Origin of the sequence: Pseudomonas sp. Y39-6, assembly GCF_023651955.1 — a bacterium.
GTDB classification, from domain to species: domain Bacteria; phylum Pseudomonadota; class Gammaproteobacteria; order Pseudomonadales; family Pseudomonadaceae; genus Aquipseudomonas; species Aquipseudomonas veronii.
Genome location: NZ_CP069594.1, coordinates 5,392,979 through 5,412,128, shown reverse-complemented (window position 1 = coordinate 5,412,128; position 19,150 = coordinate 5,392,979). Strand labels below are relative to the sequence as shown.

19 protein-coding genes and 1 tRNA gene are annotated in these 19,150 nt (G+C 61.2%); 8 read left to right on the top strand and 12 right to left on the bottom strand.

All coding sequences use genetic code 11. From position 1 onward, the window contains the following. A complete protein-coding gene (locus tag JN756_RS24510) occupies positions 1 to 807 on the bottom strand; it encodes a c-type cytochrome (RefSeq protein WP_201021446.1) in 807 nt (268 codons plus the stop codon). A gap of 640 nt (positions 808 to 1,447) precedes the next feature. Here JN756_RS24510 and JN756_RS24505 point away from each other — a divergent pair. The 3 genes from JN756_RS24505 to JN756_RS24495 all read left to right on the top strand — a co-directional run bounded on the left by JN756_RS24505 (position 1,448) and on the right by JN756_RS24495 (position 5,645). After that, the gene (locus JN756_RS24505) at positions 1,448 to 2,653 is read left to right on the top strand and encodes an acetyl-CoA C-acetyltransferase (protein ID WP_046382396.1); all 1,206 of its coding nucleotides are present in this window, start codon (positions 1,448 to 1,450) and stop codon (positions 2,651 to 2,653) included. A gap of 15 nt (positions 2,654 to 2,668) precedes the next feature. After that, positions 2,669 to 4,816 carry a 3-hydroxyacyl-CoA dehydrogenase NAD-binding domain-containing protein gene (locus JN756_RS24500; RefSeq protein ID WP_057003794.1) on the top strand — a complete coding sequence of 716 codons (2,148 nt, stop codon included), beginning with the start codon at positions 2,669 to 2,671 and terminating at the stop codon, positions 4,814 to 4,816. An 85-nt stretch (positions 4,817 to 4,901) separates the two neighbouring features. Further along, complete coding sequence (locus tag JN756_RS24495; RefSeq protein ID WP_017848503.1) at positions 4,902 to 5,645, top strand: amidotransferase; 744 nt, start codon at positions 4,902 to 4,904, stop codon at positions 5,643 to 5,645. Here the strand turns inward: JN756_RS24495 and JN756_RS24490 are convergent. From JN756_RS24490 to JN756_RS24480, 3 genes are all read right to left on the bottom strand, one after another. Beyond that, a complete protein-coding gene (locus JN756_RS24490) occupies positions 5,623 to 6,594 on the bottom strand; it encodes a magnesium and cobalt transport protein CorA (RefSeq protein WP_201021445.1) in 972 nt (323 codons plus the stop codon). The two genes, JN756_RS24495 and JN756_RS24490, sit on opposite strands and share 23 nt — an antisense overlap. A 42-nt stretch (positions 6,595 to 6,636) precedes the next feature. Beyond that, positions 6,637 to 7,383, bottom strand: a complete 747-nt coding sequence (locus JN756_RS24485) for a lysophospholipid acyltransferase family protein (RefSeq protein WP_201021444.1) — start codon at positions 7,381 to 7,383, stop codon at positions 6,637 to 6,639. A gap of 215 nt (positions 7,384 to 7,598) precedes the next feature. Then, positions 7,599 to 8,291: a crotonase/enoyl-CoA hydratase family protein gene (locus tag JN756_RS24480; RefSeq protein ID WP_017848500.1), complete on the bottom strand. Its 693-nt coding sequence runs from the start codon at positions 8,289 to 8,291 to the stop codon at positions 7,599 to 7,601. A 320-nt stretch (positions 8,292 to 8,611) separates the two neighbouring features. Between JN756_RS24480 and JN756_RS24475 the strand changes: the two genes are divergently transcribed. Both JN756_RS24475 and JN756_RS24470 read left to right on the top strand, forming a co-directional pair. Then, positions 8,612 to 8,701, top strand: a tRNA-Ser gene (locus JN756_RS24475). 286 nt (positions 8,702 to 8,987) lie between these two features. After that, on the top strand, positions 8,988 to 10,580 hold the full coding sequence (locus tag JN756_RS24470; protein WP_046382399.1) for a sensor domain-containing diguanylate cyclase: 1,593 nt from the start codon (positions 8,988 to 8,990) through the stop codon (positions 10,578 to 10,580). Here JN756_RS24470 and JN756_RS24465 read toward each other — a convergent pair. From JN756_RS24465 to JN756_RS24440, 6 genes are all read right to left on the bottom strand, one after another. Continuing rightward, positions 10,577 to 11,617 carry a DMT family transporter gene (locus tag JN756_RS24465; RefSeq protein ID WP_046489348.1) on the bottom strand — a complete coding sequence of 347 codons (1,041 nt, stop codon included), beginning with the start codon at positions 11,615 to 11,617 and terminating at the stop codon, positions 10,577 to 10,579. The two genes, JN756_RS24470 and JN756_RS24465, sit on opposite strands and share 4 nt — an antisense overlap. A 77-nt stretch (positions 11,618 to 11,694) precedes the next feature. Next, entirely contained in the window at positions 11,695 to 12,030 is a 336-nt protein-coding gene (locus tag JN756_RS24460; protein ID WP_046382401.1) for a hypothetical protein, read from the bottom strand. Between the two features lie 93 nt (positions 12,031 to 12,123). Further along, a complete protein-coding gene (locus JN756_RS24455) occupies positions 12,124 to 12,477 on the bottom strand; it encodes a gamma-glutamylcyclotransferase family protein (protein WP_201021443.1) in 354 nt (117 codons plus the stop codon). 18 nt (positions 12,478 to 12,495) lie between these two features. After that, positions 12,496 to 13,155 carry a M24 family metallopeptidase gene (locus tag JN756_RS24450; RefSeq protein WP_046382403.1) on the bottom strand — a complete coding sequence of 220 codons (660 nt, stop codon included), beginning with the start codon at positions 13,153 to 13,155 and terminating at the stop codon, positions 12,496 to 12,498. A gap of 77 nt (positions 13,156 to 13,232) precedes the next feature. Then, on the bottom strand, positions 13,233 to 13,811 hold the full coding sequence (locus JN756_RS24445) for a DUF4337 domain-containing protein (protein WP_017848491.1): 579 nt from the start codon (positions 13,809 to 13,811) through the stop codon (positions 13,233 to 13,235). Between the two features lie 54 nt (positions 13,812 to 13,865). Beyond that, the gene (locus JN756_RS24440; protein ID WP_046382404.1) at positions 13,866 to 14,750 is read right to left on the bottom strand and encodes a LysR family transcriptional regulator; all 885 of its coding nucleotides are present in this window, start codon (positions 14,748 to 14,750) and stop codon (positions 13,866 to 13,868) included. A 93-nt stretch (positions 14,751 to 14,843) separates the two neighbouring features. Here JN756_RS24440 and JN756_RS24435 point away from each other — a divergent pair, with 93 nt between their 5' ends. Both JN756_RS24435 and JN756_RS24430 read left to right on the top strand, forming a co-directional pair. Further along, the gene (locus JN756_RS24435) at positions 14,844 to 15,812 is read left to right on the top strand and encodes an NAD-dependent epimerase/dehydratase family protein (RefSeq protein ID WP_057003798.1); all 969 of its coding nucleotides are present in this window, start codon (positions 14,844 to 14,846) and stop codon (positions 15,810 to 15,812) included. A gap of 90 nt (positions 15,813 to 15,902) precedes the next feature. Beyond that, a complete protein-coding gene (locus JN756_RS24430; protein WP_017848488.1) occupies positions 15,903 to 16,592 on the top strand; it encodes an HAD-IA family hydrolase in 690 nt (229 codons plus the stop codon). A gap of 18 nt (positions 16,593 to 16,610) precedes the next feature. Here JN756_RS24430 and JN756_RS24425 read toward each other — a convergent pair whose 3' ends face one another. Further along, a complete protein-coding gene (locus JN756_RS24425) occupies positions 16,611 to 17,357 on the bottom strand; it encodes a 3-oxoacyl-ACP reductase family protein (RefSeq protein ID WP_017848487.1) in 747 nt (248 codons plus the stop codon). A gap of 126 nt (positions 17,358 to 17,483) precedes the next feature. Here JN756_RS24425 and JN756_RS24420 point away from each other — a divergent pair, with 126 nt between their 5' ends. Next, a complete protein-coding gene (locus JN756_RS24420; RefSeq protein WP_017848486.1) occupies positions 17,484 to 18,407 on the top strand; it encodes a LysR family transcriptional regulator in 924 nt (307 codons plus the stop codon). A 15-nt stretch (positions 18,408 to 18,422) separates the two neighbouring features. Here the strand turns inward: JN756_RS24420 and JN756_RS24415 are convergent, their stop codons facing one another. After that, positions 18,423 to 19,145: an aspartate/glutamate racemase family protein gene (locus JN756_RS24415; protein ID WP_046382407.1), complete on the bottom strand. Its 723-nt coding sequence runs from the start codon at positions 19,143 to 19,145 to the stop codon at positions 18,423 to 18,425. Positions 19,146 to 19,150: the final 5 nt, after the last annotated feature.

The window sequence follows — 19,150 nt, the reverse complement described above, 5'->3', positions numbered from 1 at the left end:
TCAGGGCTGCTGCTTACGCCCGGCCATATGCTTCAAATACCCCACCAGCAACGTCAGCTCGCTGTCGGGCAACACGCCGGCGGCGAAGGCTGGCATTTTCGCTTGGGGCCAGCGCCGCAGGCTTTGTGGGTCGCGGATATAGCGCTTGAGGAAATCGCCGCTGAAATATTCGGTGGGGTTGTAGGGAAGGTTCAGGTCCGGCCCTACCTGTGCATCGCCAGCCCCATTGAGGCGGTGACAGGCCAGGCAGTTTTTCTGGAACAGCGCAAAACCTTGGTTGACCGGATCATTCGCACCCAGCTTCGGATCGGGCAACAACGCCGGAAAACGCTCGGCAACCGTCTTCAACTGCTTGATCCCGGAGATCTGGAACGGCCATTGCTCGGGGCTGATGTGCCCGGCCTGAGGGTTCGTCCACACCAGGTAGAACGGCCCGGCACTCGGCTTGTCGGCGGCCAGCGCGGGCCACGGATCGGTGGGATCTTCCACCGCCAGCCAGGCGCGGGCGCCGTGTGTTTCCAGCAAAGGCGCGGCGCTCAGTTCGGCGGCGAACCCGTCGAGCGCGATGGCCTGCAGATGGTTTTCCGTCTGCAGACCCGGTAGGAGTACCGCCAGTGGGACTGCGCGATACGTCATGCTTCGCTTGTAGGAAACGTCATCAACGATAGGCACCGTCTGTGCATCGGGGTGCTTGAGCAGGTCTTCGGTCTGCCAGGTCTTGCTGGTGTGGTCCAGCTCGATGGTCAACTGCGCGGCGGCAACGGGCAGGGCGAGGAACAAGGCGAAGAGGGCGAGGATCGATTTCAAGAGAGAGGCCCGGTGCGAGAAGAAGTGGCGCCTAAGATACCGGAAAATTCCCAGGCAAAACGGCAGCCCCTGCAACAGGACCGCTATACGCAATGTCCTCGCAGGAGCTGCCAAAAACTGCAAGCCTGATGTACAGAATGGCGCGTGTGATTCGTCACCCAAGCACCTTGGTCAGGTTGGGCAAGATCAGAATCAGTGTGGTGGCGAACAGAATAAGTCCCGCCTGACGTATTTTCGAATGCTTGAACATGGCTGACTGCCTTTTGTTGTTATTCCTGAGCGTCAAATGCGTGCCGGTTTATTTCAGTATCGCAACGTGACGTGTCGCTTTTCTTACAGCTGCTCCAGCAAAACCCGGCAGCAACTTCCTACTGAGTGAACCTTAGAGCCCTCGTTCTGCGTGGCTTAGATCCATTTCATATCAACTTGTCATATTTTTTACTGAAAAAGGTATGAGGCCTATCGCCATCTTGGCGCCAATGCCTTGGCTAGACCGCTAAAACGATTAATCAAACGGTTGCACTCATCTGCTACCGTTCGTCCGAGCGAGGGGGTCAAACGCAATGAGCGCATCCGTCATTGAAACCGTGTCAATCGGGCCTAAGGTAAGGGCACACATGCACAGCGGTTCGAGGATGTCATGACCCAAGCTTTGATCTTTGATGCGATACGCACGCCCCGGGGCAAAGGCAAGGCCGACGGTGCCTTGTACAGCGTCAAGCCGGTAAACCTGGTGGCGGGTTTGTTGACGGCGCTGGCCCGGCGCAGCGACCTCGATACCCGCCAGGTCGATGACATCGTCCTCGGCTGCGTCACCCCCGTGGGCGACCAGGGCGCCGACATCGCCAAGACCGCCGCGCTGGTGGCGGACTGGGACGTCAGCGTCGCCGGTGTCCAGGTCAACCGCTTCTGCGCCTCGGGCCTCGAGGCCGTGAACCTGGGCGCGATGAAAGTGCGTTCCGGCTTCGAAGACCTGGTGGTGGTCGGTGGCGTCGAGTCGATGTCCCGCGTGCCCATGGGCAGCGATGGTGGCGCCTGGGTGCTCGATCCGCAAACCAATCTGCACAGCCATTTCACGCCCCAGGGCATTGGCGCGGATTTGATCGCGACCCTGGAAGGCTTCAGTCGTCAGGACGTCGACGCCTTCGCCCTGCATTCCCAGCAGAAAGCGGCCCGGGCGCGCGCAGACGGTTCCTTCAATAAGTCGCTGATCGCGGTGCAGGACCAGAACGGCCTTGTGCTGTTGGACCACGATGAATTTATCCGTGCCGACTCCACCCTCGAAGGCCTGGGCAAGCTCAAGCCCAGCTTTGAGATGATCGGGCAGATGGGCTTCGACGCCACCGCGCTGCGGGTCTATAGCCATGTCGAGCGGATCAACCATGTCCACACCCCCGGCAACAGCTCCGGTATCGTCGACGGTGCCGCGTTGATGTTGATCGGCTCCGAGGCCAAGGGCCGCGAGCTGGGCCTGCAAGCGCGGGCGCGGATTGTCGCCACGGCGGTCACCAGCACCGACCCTACCATCATGCTCACCGGCCCGGCGCCAGCCACGCGCAAGGCGTTGGCCAAGGCCGGGCTGCGCGTCGAAGACATCGACCTGTTCGAGGTCAACGAGGCGTTCGCCTCGGTGGTACTCAAGTTCATCAAAGACATGGGCATCGACGCCGCCCGGGTCAACGTCAACGGCGGCTCGATCGCCATGGGCCACCCGCTGGGCGCTACCGGTTGCGCGATCCTCGGCACCTTGCTCGACGAACTGGAAGTGCGCCAACAACGCTACGGCCTGGCCACCTTGTGTGTCGGCGGTGGCATGGGCATCGCCACCATTATCGAACGCCTCTGAGCCCAAGGAATTGTCATGACCCAAGCCATTCGTTACGAAAAAGGCCAGGACCAGATCGTGGTCCTGACCCTCGACATGCCCGGCCAGAGCGCCAACACCATGAACGCTGTGTACCGCGAGGCCATGGCGGCCACCGTGGCGCGGCTGCAAGCGGAAAAGGACGGGATCGCCGGCGTGGTCATCACCTCGGCGAAGAAGACGTTCTTTGCCGGTGGCGACCTCAATGAACTGATCAAGGTCGACAAGGCCCACGCCAAGGAATTTTCCGACAGTGTGCGGGTACTGAAGGCGCAACTGCGCAGCCTGGAAACTCTTGGCAAACCGGTGGTCGCCGCCATCAATGGCGCGGCCCTCGGCGGCGGCTGGGAGATTTGCCTGGCGTGTCACTATCGGGTCGCGCTGGACGACCAGTCGCTACAACTGGGGCTGCCGGAAGTCACCCTGGGCCTGCTGCCGGGCGGCGGTGGCGTGGTGCGGATGGTGCGCCTGTTGGGCTTGGAAAAAGCCCTGCCGTATTTGCTCGAAGGTAAGAAGATCCGCCCACGGCAGGCCCTGCAAGCGGGCTTGATCGACGCGCTGGCAGTGGATCGCGACGAACTGCTGGCCAAGGCTCGCGCCTGGATTCTCGCCCACCCCGACGCCGCGCAGCCGTGGGACAACAAGGCTTACCAGATCCCCGGAGGCACGCCGTCCAGCCCGAAAGTCGCACAGATGCTCGCCATCGCGCCCTCGATCCTGCGCAGCAAAACCAATGGCTGCTTGCCGGCGCCGGAGAAAATTCTCTGCGCGGCGGTGGAAGGTGCCCAGGTGGATTTCGACACCGCGCACCTGATCGAAACCCGCTACTTCACCGAATTGGTCACCGGGCAGGTGGCGAAAAACATGATCGGCACCTTCTGGTTCCAGCTCAATGACATCAACGCCGGGCGTTCGCGCCCTGAGGGTTTTGCGCCTTACCTTACGCGCAAGGTCGGCGTGCTCGGTGCCGGAATGATGGGCGCGGGGATCGCTTATGTCAGCGCCTGTGCAGGCGTTGAAGTGGTGCTCAAGGACATCAACCTCGCAGCCGCCGAGAAAGGCAAGGCGCACTCGGCCACACTGTTGGACAAGAAGGTCAGCCGTGGGCAATTGACCGCCGAGCAGCGCGAAGCCACCCTGGCGCGTATCCATCCTACGCAGTCTGACGCCGACCTGGCCGGCTGCGACCTGATCATCGAAGCGGTGTTCGAAGACCGTGAGCTCAAGGCCAAAGTCTCTGCGGCCGCGCAAAACGTGGTCGGCCCGGACGCGGTGATCGCTTCCAACACGTCCACCTTGCCTATCAGTGGCCTGGCCACGGCCGTGCCGGATCAGGCCAAGTTCATCGGCCTGCATTTCTTCAGCCCGGTGGACAAGATGCCCCTGGTGGAAATCATCAAGGGTACACAGACCTCGGACGAAACCCTGGCCCGTGGTTTCGACTTCGTCCTGCAAATCAAGAAAACCCCGATTGTGGTCAACGACAGTCGCGGCTTCTTCACCTCGCGGGTGTTCGGCACGTTCACCAACGAAGGCATTGCCATGCTCGGCGAAGGCGTGGCTGCGCCGATGATCGAGACCGAAGCGCGCAAGGCCGGTATGCCGGTGGGGCCGCTGGCGGTGTCCGACGAAGTGTCGCTTAGCCTGATGAGCCATATCCGACAGCAGACAGCCAAGGATCTGCAGGCTGAAGGTAAAGCCGTGCCAACCCATCCGGCGACGCAGGTGATTGATCTGTTGGTCAACGAATACCAGCGCATGGGCAAGGCGGCGGGGGGCGGTTTCTATGAGTACCCCGCAGGTGGGCAGAAGTATTTGTGGCCGGAACTGAAAAGCCGCTTCGAACGCCCCGACCAACGCATTTCAGCGCAGGACGTGCGCGACCGTTTGTTGTTCATCCAGGCCATCGAAACCGTGCGCTGCGTGGAGGAGGGCGTGTTGATGTCCACCGCGGACGCCAACGTCGGCTCGATCTTCGGTATCGGCTTTGCGGCGTGGAGTGGTGGCGCTTTGCAATTTATCAACCAGTACGGCTTGAACGACTTTATTGCACGGGCGCGCTACCTGGCCGAGCAGTATGGCGAGCGCTTCTCGCCGCCGGCGTTGTTGCTGCAGAAAGCCGCACAGGGTGAAGTATTTCGGTGATCAATGCGGGGCTTGCTTTGCAGGTACATTTCAAGGCAGGCTCTGGAGGTGTTCAATATTCCCATCGCCGTGTCAGGTATTTTTTATGTCGCTACGCGTCTGCATCCTGGAAACCGATATCCTGCGTCCAGGCTTGATCGATCAGTACCAAGGTTACGGGCAGATGTTCAAGCGCCTGTTCTCCAAGCAGCCGATCCCGGCCGAGTTTGTCGTGTACAACGTGGTGCAGGGTGAATACCCGTCGGATGATGAAGTGTTTGACGCGTATCTGGTAACCGGCAGCAAGGCCGATTCGTTTGGCACCGACCCTTGGATTCAGACGCTCAAAACCTACCTGCTCGACCGTTATGAGCGCGGCGACAAGTTGTTGGGCATCTGTTTCGGTCACCAATTGTTGGCGTTGCTGCTAGGCGGCAAGACCGAGCGCGCCGGCCAGGGCTGGGGCATGGGCATCCACGATTACAAAATCGATGCCAAGGCGCCGTGGATGAGCCCTGAGGTACCGGAGCTGACGTTGTTGATCAGCCACCAGGACCAGGTGACCACCTTGCCGGACAATGCCACGGTCATCGCTTCCAGCGAGTTTTGCCCGTTTGCGGCGTACCACATCGGCGATCAGGTGCTGTGCTTCCAGGGGCACCCCGAGTTCATCCACGACTATTCCCGCGAGCTGTTGGAGATTCTTCAGACAACCTTGGGCGAGAAGGTCTACAAGAATGGCGTGGCTAGCCTCGAGCGCGACCACCACGGTGTGACCGTGGCGGAGTGGATGATGCGCTTCGTTGCGCACAAGCCTGAAGCCAAGGTTAAAGCCAGCCCGAACGCTTGAAGCTGGCCCACAAGCCGCTGCACCCTACGGCGATGAACCCCAGCACGCCAAAATAACCGTAATGCCATTGCAGCTCGGGCATGTTCTGGAAGTTCATCCCGTAAATCCCTGCCACCGCGGTGGGGAACGCCAGGATCGCCGCCCACGCGGCGAACTTGCGCTGCACCAGGCTCTGGCGCGACGCCTCCAGCAACACACCGATCTCGATGGTCTGGCTGGCGATGTCGCGCAGGGTGGCCAGGTCTTCCATCTGCCGTGTGACGTGGATTTGTACATCACGAAAATACGGGCGCATGTTCTTGTCAATGAATGGAAAACTCAGCTTCTGCAGCTCTTCGCTGATCTCCACCATCGGTGCCACGTAGCGGCGCAGGCGCAGCACGTCACGGCGCAGGCCGTGGAGGTTCTGGATATCGTGCTCATTGAGTGAGCTGCACAGCACGTTGCGTTCCAGCTCATCGATCTCGGCGTGGATCGCCTCGCTGACCGGCTGGTAGTTTTCGGTGACGAAATCCAGCAGCGCATAGAGTACGAAATCTTCCCCATGCTCCAGCAACAATGGCCGTGCCTCACAGCGCTGGCGCACAAAACCGTAGGACGCCGAGTGCCCGTTGCGCGCCGTGATGATGTAGCCGTTGCCGGCAAAGATATGGGTTTCGATAAATTCCAGCTTGCCGTTCTCGCGCACCGGAGAATAAGTGACGATAAACAGCGCGTCGCCGAAGGTTTCCAGCTTGGGGCGGCTGTGTTTTTCCAGGGCGTCTTCGATGGCCAGTTCATGCAGGTTGAACTGGCGTTGCAGGTTGGCCAGCTCGCGGGCGTCGGGCTCTTCCAGGCCGATCCAGACAAAATGCCCGGGTTTGGCGGCCCAGGCCGCGCCTTCGTCGAGGGTGATATCGGTAACTTTCTTTCCGGCGCTGTAAACAGCGGCCGCAACAACTCTACCCATGGTGCCGATCACTTCTTATCAGGGGAACAGATGTTGGGCAGCTTAGCTGGAAGCGAGTTCTATTGTTATGGCACTTTGCAGTTCGTGGTCCATCGCCTTGATGCATTCATCCATCTGCGCGTAGCAGGCTTGCATCAACGCCGGGATGTCATCCGCAGTCAGTCCGGTGGTAGGAATCGGCGGCAGCGAGCGTATGTGTACATCGCCACTGTTCCAGCGATTGAGTTGCATACGGGTGACGTAATTGCTCACGCACACCTGCACGATGGGCACGCCAGCGGCAATCGCCATGTGGAACGCGCCTTTCTTGAACGGCAGCAGGCCCTTGCCCAGGTTGCGCGTGCCTTCCGGGAAGACCCAGATCGACGTGTCCTTATGCTGCAACGTCCGGGTGGTGGTGAGCATCGCACGGCGTGCCTTGTACGCATTGCCGCGGTCGATCAGCACGTTGCCCGCCAGCCAGAACAGCTGGCCGAACAACGGCACCCATTTCAGGCTTTTCTTGGCGATACACACGGTGCGGTGCGGCACCACGGTGCCCAGCACAAACAGGTCATAGTTGGACTGGTGGTTGGCGATGATCAGACAACTGCCGGGCTTGTTGCACAGCGAATCGACATCGGCCTTGACGCGCAGCCCCAGTATTCGCATCGCCGGCAGCGCATACAGGCGCGCGCACAGACGGCTATTATCCGGGTTGAACGGCCGACAGATCCCCAGCAACACGCCCAAGCCGCCGGCGAGGATAAAGTGCAGGCCCATCAACGACATACGCAACAGAAACAGCATCGACACGGCACCATCGAGACAAAAGGTGGCGCAGTGTACGGATGTACACTGTATTCGGCAATTGCCCCGATAGAGGTAGGAGATAGGCGATGTTTAAGTACATGTTTCAATAAGTGCCAGCAGGGGCAGACTAGAGCGGCCAAGGATTAGTCGGTTGTTTTTGTAAGAAAAAGCCCGACTCAAGGTCGGGCTTTGATACGGCACATGCAGGCGGCTTAGCTCAAAATATGGCCCTGGTCCTGGATGATTGCTTCATCCAAGGCTTCGAGCAGGGCTTTGCGCACTTTCAATTTGGTCTGCTTGTGGGCGTTCATATTGAGCTTCTTCAACTGCCGCGCCGCTTCCAGTGCCGCGGTGTGCAACGCTTCTGGCGCCACCACCTTGTCGAGGAAACCGGCTTGCAATGCGCCTTGCGGGTCGAACATCTCGGCGTTGATCACCGAACGCTGAAACGCCGACTTGCGCAGACGATCGCGCGCCAATTCGATCCCCGCATGGTGCATGGTCATGCCGATCGCCACTTCATTCAGGCCAATGCTGAACGGGCCCTCGACCCCGATCCGATAATCCGCCGACAACAGCAGGAACGCGCCCTTGGCCACCGCATGCCCAGGGCACGCGACGATCACCGGGAACGGATGCGCCAACAGGCGCCGCGCCAGCGTCGAGCCCGACGTCACCAGGCCGATCGCCTCTTTAGGACCGGCGGTCATCACTTTCAAATCATAGCCACCCGACAGAATCCCCGGCGTTCCGGTGATGATCACCACCGCCCGATCCTTCTCGGCCTGATCCAGCGCTTCATTAAATGCACTGACCACCGCCGGAGAAATGGCATTCACCTTGCCGTTGCTCAAGGTCAGGGTCGCGATACCGTCTTCCAGGTGGTAGGAGATCAACTCACTCATGACGTGGTTCCTTGTAGGATTTGTTATAGAGGTGCATGCGCAGACGTTACTCACCACGCCCGGCCTGGTAAAGCGCTGTGACTGACTGGCCAGTCAGGCTTTCCCTCTATACCCGGCGATAAACCGCCTGGGGCAGGGCGCAGCAACCGTCCCAGACGCGTGCCGTCGATGCCTGAGAATGGCAGAATCATCGCCCTCGCCTGGCCCGTCACGGAATACCGGTCTAACCGCATGAAAATTCTGAAAAAAACCTTTGCCATCAGCAAGTCTTTCGACTACATTAGCGCGCCTCGACAGACTGAACTGGTTTGACGAGATACGGTGAAGTGTCCGAGTGGCTTAAGGAGCACGCCTGGAAAGTGTGTATACAAGAAATTGTATCGAGAGTTCGAATCTCTCCTTCACCGCCACATTCTGCAAACACAAACCCCTGATTTTCCTAGTGAAAGTCGGGGGTTTGTGGTTTCTTGCGGCTGAAAAAAAGGCCATATAGGCCCAATGTGGGACTGACGCTGTTTTTTTCCGTCAGCCTTCGGACACGCTCGCTCGGCGCGTTCAGAATTGGCAGGTGGGCTTCCAGGCTGGTTAAACGGGCTGCTTCGGTCAACGATGGTCGAAGAGGTGCCTGCGAAAACAAGGACGATTCATCCTGCATCGAATCGTTTGCAATTCTTCCGCCCATCCGGACTGCGTAATATGACCACCCGACCGAAGCCGAAACTCAACCTTCGTATTCTGATTCTTATCTTTGTAATGCTTTCGGCAATCGCAACCCTGGCCAACAGTTTTTGGGTGACGTTCACGATTCAGAAGCAGGAGTTGATCGAGAATGCGCTGGAAGTGAACAAGGCCTACGCCTCTCGGATCGCCCGGAGTGTGGAGCAGGTACTCAATTCCGACCTCGATAAATTGAAATACAGTTCGTTCGTCATTGGCAAAGCGTTTGGCGATAAGCAGAATTTGACGGAGGAAGCCCAGCGACTGTTTGGGCAAGACGCCAGTTTCAACTCCGTGTTGATCGCCGATGCGACGGGGACAATCATTGCCTCGGCTCCCGAAAACCTCCACCTCGATGGGCGCACGCTGCAACACCGCGAGCCTCTCAGCCTTCGCGTGCCGATAATCAGCAACGCGTTCAAGTCCATGGCTGGCAATCTGGTGGTCTTTGTCAGCCACCCCATATTCGACGCGAAAGGAGAGTACCTGGGGCTGATCGGGGGCAGTGTCCGACTTGAGCAGAGGAATACGCTCCAGGCGCTGATGGACACCAATGTGCGCAAGGACGGGGCGCATGTCTATCTTGTCGACAGCGCCCGCCGGGTGCTCTATCACTCCGATCCCGAGCACATCGGGACAGTCGCTGGAAAGGGGTTGATCGACGACGCGGCGCTCAGTCGCGACGGGGGAACATTGCAGGCGATAGATGCCGATGGCGTGCAAATGCTCGCCGGTTTCGCCAGGGTGCCCATCAGCGGTTGGGGGGTGATCTCGCAGCAGCCGCTCGATAACATCCAAGCCATCCTGCGACACACCATGGCCAAGGTGGCGCAGGGCATCGCGCCGCTGGCGCTGTTCGGAATCGTGTTGATCTGGTGGCTGGGCGCGCGAATCTCGGTGCCGTTGTCCAGGCTTGCCGATTGCGCCAAACGGCTGGATTCGCCGGACAGCTACGAACGTATCAGTGCAATCCCGACGCGCTATTTCGAAAGCTGGCAGATTCGCAGAGCGCTGCTGCTCGGCGCCACCCTGCTGCAGGAAAAGATCGGCAAACTCAACCAGCAAGCGCAAACCGACGTGTTGACCGGGCTGGCCAATCGCCGGGCGATGCAGGACGTTCTGTTGCGCTGGCAGGATGCCTACAAGGCGTTCGCGGTCGTGTCCATGGACATCGATCACTTCAAGCGCGTGAACGATACATTTGGCCATGGCGTGGGCGATGAAACGCTGCGCGCCATTGCGAGGCTCATGCAGCAGAATTCACGGTCCAACGACCTGCCTTGTCGGGTCGGTGGCGAGGAGTTCGTGTTGTTGTTACCCAATAGTTCGCTTCAGGTTGCAACGGATGTCGCCGAGCGACTGCGTGCCTCGATCGATGCCGCCAACATCGAAACGGTCGGGCACATCACCGTTTCGCTGGGCGTCGCGCTATGGCATCCCGGTGGCGATTCGATATCCGCTGTGCTGGAGAGGGCTGATCAGCTTTTGTATCAGGCCAAGCAAAGCGGGCGTAATCGGGTGGTAGCGGAGCAGGCTCGATGGGAGGCTGTGGCTATCGGGTCAAGCCTTTAATGCCGATGCCGATGATGAATATCCGGAAAATGTGGATGGCTATGCTTGATCGGGCTATGGGTATGCACGTGACTGTGCGGCATCGCCGGGTCCCACTCGAACGGGTGTTCATGTTGATGGTGCTCATCGTGGACATGCCGATGCCCGTGTTCCGTCGCCTCATGCTGATGTGCATGGGCGTGGCGCTCGGTCAGGTGCAGCCACACCCCGGCGGCCATCAGCGCTGCTGCAATCCAGAACGCGCCGTTCACCGACTCGCCCAGCACCAGCAAGGCCAGCGCGGCGCCGAGGAACGGCGCGGTAGAGAAATAAGCGCCGGTACGCGCACTGCCCAGCCCGCGTAAGGCCAGCACAAACAGCACCAGGCTGATGCCATAGCCGAGAAACCCGACCAGCAAGATCGGCGCGAGCTGCGCCAGGCCGGGGATCTGCGCGCCGAGATACAGCGCCAGGCTGCAGTTGACCACGCCCGCGATCAAGCCTTTGGCGCCGGCGATAAACAATGCGTCCGAGGCCGACACTTTACGTGTCAGGTTGTTATCGATGCCCCAGCACAGGCAGGCCACCGCCACGGCGAGCGGCCCGGTCCAATCGTGACTGTCGGCGCCGCCTTGGGGCCATGACAACGCCACGCCACCCAGCACAATCGCAATCATCCCGAGGACGATGCGACGGTCTGCGTTTTCCCTGAACACGAGCCAGGCGATCAACGCGGTCAATACCGATTCAAGGTTGAGCATCAGCGACGCGGTGGCGCCCGAGGTGCGGGTCAGGCCGAACATCAGGGCCACGGGCCCGAGGATGCCGCCGAACGCAATGGCGCCGAGCAGCCAGGGCCATTCGGAGGGGGTCAAGCCGGTGGGGGTCCAGCCGCGATCGCGGATCAGGCGCACGATGGCGAGTCCGGCACCGCTGCCGAGGTAAAGCAGGCCTGCGAGCAGCACGGGCGAGAGGCCCAGGCCGAGGCTTTTGGCGAGCGGGGTGCTGGCGCCGAACAGCGCGGCGGCGGCGAGTGCGTAAAGGATACTGAGGTTCATGGGCCATCCTCGAAAGGTTGGCCCATGATACGTCGCTTGCTCAGGTCAAATCCCGCGCAAATAGAGCAACGTCCGGCTTAGTGTGCAGTTTTCAGCTTGACCACATCACCGGAGATCTTGGTGGTGTAACCGCTCAGCACCCAAGCCCAGAACCATTTTTCCTGGACTTCGGTATTGATCAGCGCGTCGCCACCTTTTGCCTGGATGGCAGCCGTCTGGGCGCGGACGAAACGGCTGTTCTGGCCGATCGGGATAACACCGAACAGCATGATGCCGGTGGCGCTGGCTTCACTGTGACCCAGCACGGTGTATTGGCTGCTGTCGTATTGCGGGGATTTGATGGCGGTGCCGGTGCAGCCGGCGAGGGTGAAACCGAGAACTGCTGCTGCAACCACTTTACTGACGTACTTCACTGAGTAACTCCATGGACTGAATCCCGAGATTCAATTCTCGGGGGGCGATACTCTAAACGCTCCTGTAACAGATTGAAATCAATCGCCCGTCGTTCAGGCTTGCACATACACCCAAGCCGTGAGGCCCGATGCCAGCGCCACGCTGACCCGCTTGTAGTCGGACACTTCATACGCATCCGCCGCCGCCAACTCCTGCGCGCTAATCTGAAACACCATGCCTTCAACGCTGGCGCCTTGTTCGGTGCTCGGCGCGACGATCGGGTGGTGGGTCTTGCCACTGGTGGCCAGCACTTGCGGGTCAGTAATTTCTACCCAGTTTTTCGAGTAGCCCAACATGGCGTCGTGCTGGCCTGCCAGTTCTCGGCCGAAGTTGGCGAGTTGGACGGCTTTGTCCTGCAGGGTGCCGTAGGAAAACAACAGCACGGGAAATTCGGTGTAGCGTTCCATTCTGGTTCCTTTGAACGATTAAGCGAGGAGGTCTTCATAGAATGCGCCATACGGCTTGCTCGGGTGAGCGATCTGGATCTCCAGAATCCACAACCCTGCATTCGGGTAGTGCTCGAAGTCGCCGAGGTTGCCGCCACGATGGATCGCGTGGGGAAAGTCGCTGACGCGGTGGCCCTTGATGTCGAGGTTCAACTGCCAGCCCATGGCCTGGGCTTGTGCCTCGGCGTAGCGGTAGAGTTCGAGGCCGATGACCTGGTCGTTTTTCCAGCGCGCTTGCACGCGGTCGAACAGCGCTTTGGCCGCGTTGGCGCAGGCGATCATGTCCGGGTCGGTGCCGGTGGTGAACGTGGCGCCGGCGTCGCCTTCGTGACCTTGCCAGACGGCGCCCATGTCGATGAAGAAAATATCGTTTTCACCCAGTACCGGGTCGCCGTCGGAGTGTTGCTTGAAGGCCTTGAGGGTATTGGCGCCGAAGCGCACCAGCAGCGGGTGCCAGATGCGCTGCATGTCGAGGTCGGCGAGGACGTGTTTGCCCAACTCGCGCGCTTCGGATTCGAGCATGCCGGGGCGGATGCGTTGGGCCAGTTGTTCGATGGCCTGCCAGGTCATGGCCTGGGCGTAGCGCATGGATTCGATACTGTAGGCTGCGCCCACGGCTTCTTTGGGTAGTACGGACACCGGTATCTCCTTGTGCGGTGGTTAGCGTTATGCGGTTTACTATATAGCGATGGGTGTTGGGCGCCCAAGCGAAATTATCAGAAATGCAGCCCCGCCAGGCCGCCCAGCACCAAGGCCACACCGCCCGCGGTATACGACAGGCGCTTCAACCATTCCTTGCGCGTCAACAACGTGATCGCCGCCAACGAAATCGCGATCTGAATCGCCGTCATCGCCTGGGCCCAGCGGTGATGCTGGTGCAAGGCTTCTTCGGATTTCTGATCCCATTCCCGTGAGGTTGCCTCCAGCTTTTCGGCCTGTTTGCGCACGTCTTCCTTCTGGCCCTTGTAGCGCTCGCTCTCATCCTTGTAATGCGCGGCGTCCACACCGGGAATATGGGTAGCCAGTTCCGCCAGGTTTTGCCGGCTGGATTTGGCCTGGTAGTAGTTCCACTGGTTGGCGGCTTCGGTCTTGAAAATGGCAGCGTTGTTCTTGTCCATCGCCGCTTCGCTTTCGGTGGAGCCGGCCTGGTAGCTGAGCATGGCGCCAAGGGTGGCCATCAGCGCGGTCATCACGGCAATGCGGCTGGCGAAATTGTCACCGCGCGCGTGGGCATGTTCGGTGGTGTGTTCGATGTGTTTTTCGTGGGGGCTGGGGACTTCGAAGGCTTCGGTCATGGCGGCGGCTGTGAAGGGATTGAGGGATTTTCATTGTTCCTCAGCGAAGCTGTCTCAATCCTGTACGTAACGTTGCAAACCCGCCACCAGCGCATCAAACGTCGCCCGGCAGCGCGGGCTGTTGCGCAGGTCTTCGTGCATGGTGACCCAGGTGTCGAGTTTGAGCGCGAATGCCTCCGGCAGTACCCGGCGCAGGCGCGTGTCTTGTTGGGCCAGCTTGACCTGGCATCCGCCGATGCCGGCGCCGGCACGGATCAGCGCCAGTTGCGCCAAGTCGCTGTCGCTGCTGAGGGCGAAGGTGCCGCGCTCGAAGCCTTTGACGGCCAGGCTGCGGATAAACGCGTTTTCCCGGTCGTAGCCGATCACCGCGTGGTCGGTCAGGTCTTTCAACTCTTGCGGCGTACCGTGCTGGTGCAGGTAATCGTCGCGGGCATGCAGGCCGACTTCGATCAGGCCGATGCGCTGTGCCAGCAATTGCTCCTGGCTGGGGCGGACCATCCGCACGGCGATGTCGGCTTCCAATTGCAGCAGGTCGCTCAGGCGGTTGGTCAGGACCAGTTCGACCTTGAGCTGAGGATGCTGTTGGCGCAACCGCGTAATGATCGGCGGCAGTACTTCCACGCCGACCACTTCACTGGCGGAGACACGCACCACGCCGCGCACTTCGTCGCCCTGGGAGGAGGCGCTGCGTTCCAGGGCGGCGGCCGTGCGCTCCATGGTCTCGGCGTGGGCCCTCATGGTGTGAGCCACTGCCGTCGGCAGCAGGCCGGTGGGGGAGCGAGTGAACAGCACCACGCCCAGGGCCGTTTCCAGCGCGGCAATGTGCCGACCGACGGTGGGCTGTGTGATGCCGAGCTGCCGTGCGGCCCCCGACAGCGATCCTTCCTTGAGTACGCCAAGAAACGATCGGTAAAGCTCCCAACCAATGTTCAATGCCATGCGTAAATGTATAGCGTCTGGATGGTCTTCGGCAATTCCTCTATAACCAGGCTACGAACAGAATGGCCGCTCCAACCAATGTGGGAGCGGGTGATGAGCAAGGTACTGGTATTGGGTGCAACCGGCGGTATCGGCGGCGAAGTGGCGCGACAGTTGAGCGTGGCGGGCTGGCAGGTGTGTGCGTTGACCCGGGATGTCGCCAAGGCCCGTAGCCAGAATGCCGCCTATACCTGGCTCAAAGGCGATGCGCTCAATCGCCAGGACGTCATCGCTGCCGCCCGTGGCTGCGCGGTGATCATCCATGGGGTGAACCCGCCGGGCTATCGCAATTGGGCCGAGCAGGTGCTGCCGATGATCGACAACACCATTGCAGCCGCCATCGCCGAGCGCGCGACCATCGTGTTGCCCGGCACGGTCTACAACTTCGGGCCGGATGCGTTCCCGGTGCTTTCCGAAGACTCACCCCAGCACCCGCTGACCCGCAAGGGCGCGATACGTGTGCAACTGGAGCAGCGCTTGCTTCAGTCTTCCCGCGAGGGCGCTCGTGTAGTGATCGTGCGTGCCGGGGATTTTTTCGGCGCCGGAGCGGCCAACAACTGGTTCTCCCAAGGCCTGGTCAAACCCGGTAAACCGGTGCGCGCGGTCAGCGCCCCAGGTGCGCCAGGCGTCGCCCACCAATGGGCCTACCTGCCGGATGTGGCGCGCACCATGCTCGAGTTGATTGAGCGCCGCGCCGCCCTCGACGCCTTTGCCTGCTTTCATATGGCCGGGCACGTGGACAGTGATGGCACGCAGATGAGCCAGGCGATCCAGCGCGTAGTGTTACGCAGGACGGGCCTGCAACCGCGTGTAGGCGTATTTCCCTGGTGGCTGTTGAAGTTGGCTGCGCCGTTTGTCGTGACCTTTCGCGAGATACAGGAGATGCGTTATCTGTGGCAAACCCCGTTGCGTATGGATAACCAACGCTTGCTTGCGGCCCTGGGCCACGAACCCCATACGCCGTTGGAGCACGCGGTGGAGGCCGCATTGACCAGCCTGGGCTGCCTGCCCACGCCGGCCTGATCAGGTGTACAGCCTAAAAGGTTGCCTGCCGACAAGCGTGGCCGTTATTGTGCTGAATCCTTTTAGTCCTACCTCCAGGGTTTCGTCACGATGAATGCACCGCGTAGCGCAGTCGGTCCGATCAAGGCCGTGATTTTCGATATGGACGGCTTGTTGCTGGATACCGAAGGCATCTACACCGAAGTGACGCAGATCATCGCCGAACGCTTCGGACGTACCTATGACTGGGGGATCAAACAGCACATCATCGGGCGCGGGGCCCAGGACCTGGCCGACTACGTGGTCAAGGCGCTGGACCTGCCGATCACGGCGGCTGAGTTCCTCGAAATCCGTGAGCCGCTGATGAGCGAGCGTTTCCCCAGGGCGTTGGGCATGCCCGGCGCCGAAGCGTTGGTACGGCACCTGAACGCGCACAATATTCCGATTGCGGTGGGCACCAGTTCGTCGCGCAACTCCTTTGGCCACAAGACCACGCTGCACCGCGAATGGTTTGGCCTGTTCGGCACCATCGTCACGGCTGACGACCCGGAAGTCGGTGCCGCCAAACCCGCGCCGGACATCTTCCTCACCGCCGCGCGGCGCCTGGGCATCGCGCCGCAAGATTGCCTGGTGTTTGAAGACTCGCCGTTCGGCGTCACCGCAGCAAAGGCGGCCCGGATGACCGCCATCGCCGTGCCCGACGAAGCCATGGCCGACAGCAAGTACCACCACGCCGACCAGATCATCCGCAAACTCGCGGACTTCGACCTCGCCGCCTACGGCCTGCCGCCCATGTCCTGACCCGGCGCCTACAGGCGGTTATGCGCTGAAGCCACCGTCGATGGTCAGGCTGGCCCCAGTGATGTAACCCGCTTCCGGCCCGGCCAGGTAGGCCACAAAGCTGGCGATCTCCTCGACATGGCCATAACGGCCCACCGCCATCAACCCGATCAGGCTCTCGGCGAACTCACTGTTCGCCGGGTTCATGTCGGTGTCCACCGGCCCTGGCTGCACGTTGTTAATGGTGATGCCACGTGGCCCCAGGTCCCGCGCCAGGCCCTTGGTCAGGCCGACCAGCGCCGCCTTGCTCATCGCATACGGCCCGCCGCCGCCAAAGGGCATGCGTTCGGCGTTGGTGCTGCCGATGTTGATCACGCGGCCGCCTTCGCCCATGTGCTTGGCCGCTTCCTGAGTGGCGATGAATACGCTGCGCACGTTGATTGCCAGGGTCTGGTCGAAGTCCTCCAGTTTGAAGTCTTCCAGCGGCGCGATGGCCAGCACGCCGGCGTTGTTCACCAGGATATCCAGGCGCCCAAAGGCTTGGACCGTGGCGTTGACCGCGTTGCGAATCGCCGTGGCATCGGCGCTGTCGGCCTGAATCGCCAGGGCTTTGCCGCCGGCGCTGATCACGCTGTTCTGCAGTTCTGCGGCCTTGGCGGCGGAACTGACGTAGGTAAAGGCGACGGCCGCACCTTGCGCCGCAAGACGCTTGACGATGGCGGCGCCGATGCCGCGTGAACCGCCTTGAATCAAGGCGACTTTGCCGCTGAGGTTCTGGGTAGTCATGTTGATCTCCTCACTGTTCAAGGCGGGATGCCTTGTGGATGCAGCCGAGTATCGACCTCACCCGCCGCTGTCGGTAGACCCGGATTGCTATAGTCTGTGTAAACCAAAAGTTTAGAGTGGGCGGATATGGAGAGCTTCGGAAGTATCGAATGCTTTGTGCGCAGCGCCGAAGGCGGCAGCTTTGCCGAAGCGGCCCGGCGCTTGAGCCTGACCCCGGCGGCGGTGGGCAAAAGTGTCGCCAAGCTGGAAGCGCGCCTGGGGGTGCGGCTGTTCCAGCGCAGCACCCGGCGCCTGACCCTGACCGAAGCCGGCAAGCGGTTCCTCGCCGAAGTCAGCGACAGCCTCATCACCATTCAGAACGCCGTGGCCAACCTGGCCAGCGCCGAGGGGCGGCCGGTGGGGACGCTCAAGGTCAGCATGGGCACGGTGTTCGGTAATCGTTATGTCATGCCGTTGCTGGGGGAATTCGTCCGGCGTTTTCCGGATATCAGCCCGGATTGGCATTTTGACAACCGCCAGGTCGACCTGATCGGCCAGGGCTTCGATGCGGCCATCGGCGGTGGTTTTGAGCTGCCCCAGGGCGTGGTTGCACGCAAGCTGACGCCCGCGCACCGGGTGTTGGTGGCGTCAGCGGATTACCTGGCGCAACGCCCGCCGGTACTGGCGCCCGAGGATTTGGCGCGCTGCCTGGGCATCCTGATCCGCTCCCCGCAAACCGGCCGCGTGCGCTCCTGGCAACTGACCAGCCGCGAGCGCGAACAGCGTCCGTTGGCGCTCAAGCCACGCATGACCCTGAGCGACTCGGAGGCCGCCTGTTGCGCGAGTGCCCAGGGGATGGGCATTGCGCTGGTGAGCATGCCGATGGCAGTGCCGTTCCTCGACAGTGGCGCGGTGGTGCGGGTGCTGCCCGACTGGTACGTCGATGACGGCAACATCTCCCTCTACTACGCCGAACACAAACTGCTGCCCGGCAAGACCCGGGCGTTTGTCGACTTCATCCTCGAGCAGTTTTTAATCGCGGGACTGGCGCAGCGCTTCAGCGCGATTTGATCGCCGCGACCTGTTCTATCGGCTGCGCGGCCAGCCGATGACAGTCTTCGGCCGCGGGGTGGCGTAGGTCCTGACCTTCGACGTCGACAACCCCAATCGCACCAACCCTTCGGCAATCGTCACCGCCGCCGTTACCCCGTCCACCACCGGCACCCCGGTGCGCTGGCGAATGCGTTCGTCCAGCCCGGCCATGCCGCCGCATCCCAGGCAGATCACCTCGGCCTTGTCCTCGCGGATCGCCAGTTCCGCCTGCCGCACGATGGCCTCCATGGCCGCCAGCGGGTGTTCTTCCAGCTCCAGCACCGCCATGCCGCTGGCCCGCACCGAGGCGCAGCGTTGATACAGGCCGGCGAGTTTCAGGCGGTCCTCGATCAGCGGTACGGTGCGGTCCAGGGTGGTCACCACCGAGTAGGCGTGGCCGAGGAACATCGCGGTGGTGGCTGCCGCTTCGGTGATGTCCACTACCGGCACATTCAACAATTCCTGTAGGCCTTCGCGCCCATGTTCGCCATACCCGGCCTGGATCACCGCATCGAACGGCTGGTCGTAGGCCATCACGCGGTCCATCACCGCGATGGCCGCCAGGTAGCTCTCAAAATTGCCTTCCACCGATTCGGCGCCGAAGTACGGCGTGAGCCCGATAATCTCGGTGCCCGGCGAGGCCACGGACCGCGCTTGCTCGGCGATGGTCTGGGTGATGGATTCGGTGGTGTTGACGTTGACCACGAGGATACGCATGGAAT

Excerpts from the sequence above, each read along its gene's own strand:
- JN756_RS24505 (WP_046382396.1), top strand. The coding sequence starts at position 1,448 with ATGACCCAAGCTTTGATCTTTGATGCGATACGCACGCCCCGGGGCAAA.
- JN756_RS24500 (WP_057003794.1), top strand. The coding sequence starts at position 2,669 with ATGACCCAAGCCATTCGTTACGAAAAAGGCCAGGACCAGATCGTGGTC.
- JN756_RS24495 (WP_017848503.1), top strand. The coding sequence starts at position 4,902 with ATGTCGCTACGCGTCTGCATCCTGGAAACCGATATCCTGCGTCCAGGC.
- JN756_RS24490 (WP_201021445.1), bottom strand. The coding sequence starts at position 6,594 with ATGGGTAGAGTTGTTGCGGCCGCTGTTTACAGCGCCGGAAAGAAAGTT.
- JN756_RS24485 (WP_201021444.1), bottom strand. The coding sequence starts at position 7,383 with ATGCTGTTTCTGTTGCGTATGTCGTTGATGGGCCTGCACTTTATCCTC.
- JN756_RS24480 (WP_017848500.1), bottom strand. The coding sequence starts at position 8,291 with ATGAGTGAGTTGATCTCCTACCACCTGGAAGACGGTATCGCGACCCTG.
- JN756_RS24470 (WP_046382399.1), top strand. The coding sequence starts at position 8,988 with ATGACCACCCGACCGAAGCCGAAACTCAACCTTCGTATTCTGATTCTT.
- JN756_RS24465 (WP_046489348.1), bottom strand. The coding sequence starts at position 11,617 with ATGAACCTCAGTATCCTTTACGCACTCGCCGCCGCCGCGCTGTTCGGC.
- JN756_RS24455 (WP_201021443.1), bottom strand. The coding sequence starts at position 12,477 with ATGGAACGCTACACCGAATTTCCCGTGCTGTTGTTTTCCTACGGCACC.
- JN756_RS24445 (WP_017848491.1), bottom strand. The coding sequence starts at position 13,811 with ATGACCGAAGCCTTCGAAGTCCCCAGCCCCCACGAAAAACACATCGAA.
- JN756_RS24440 (WP_046382404.1), bottom strand. The coding sequence starts at position 14,750 with ATGGCATTGAACATTGGTTGGGAGCTTTACCGATCGTTTCTTGGCGTA.
- JN756_RS24435 (WP_057003798.1), top strand. The coding sequence starts at position 14,844 with ATGAGCAAGGTACTGGTATTGGGTGCAACCGGCGGTATCGGCGGCGAA.
- JN756_RS24430 (WP_017848488.1), top strand. The coding sequence starts at position 15,903 with ATGAATGCACCGCGTAGCGCAGTCGGTCCGATCAAGGCCGTGATTTTC.
- JN756_RS24425 (WP_017848487.1), bottom strand. The coding sequence starts at position 17,357 with ATGACTACCCAGAACCTCAGCGGCAAAGTCGCCTTGATTCAAGGCGGT.
- JN756_RS24420 (WP_017848486.1), top strand. The coding sequence starts at position 17,484 with ATGGAGAGCTTCGGAAGTATCGAATGCTTTGTGCGCAGCGCCGAAGGC.
- JN756_RS24415 (WP_046382407.1), bottom strand. The coding sequence starts at position 19,145 with ATGCGTATCCTCGTGGTCAACGTCAACACCACCGAATCCATCACCCAG.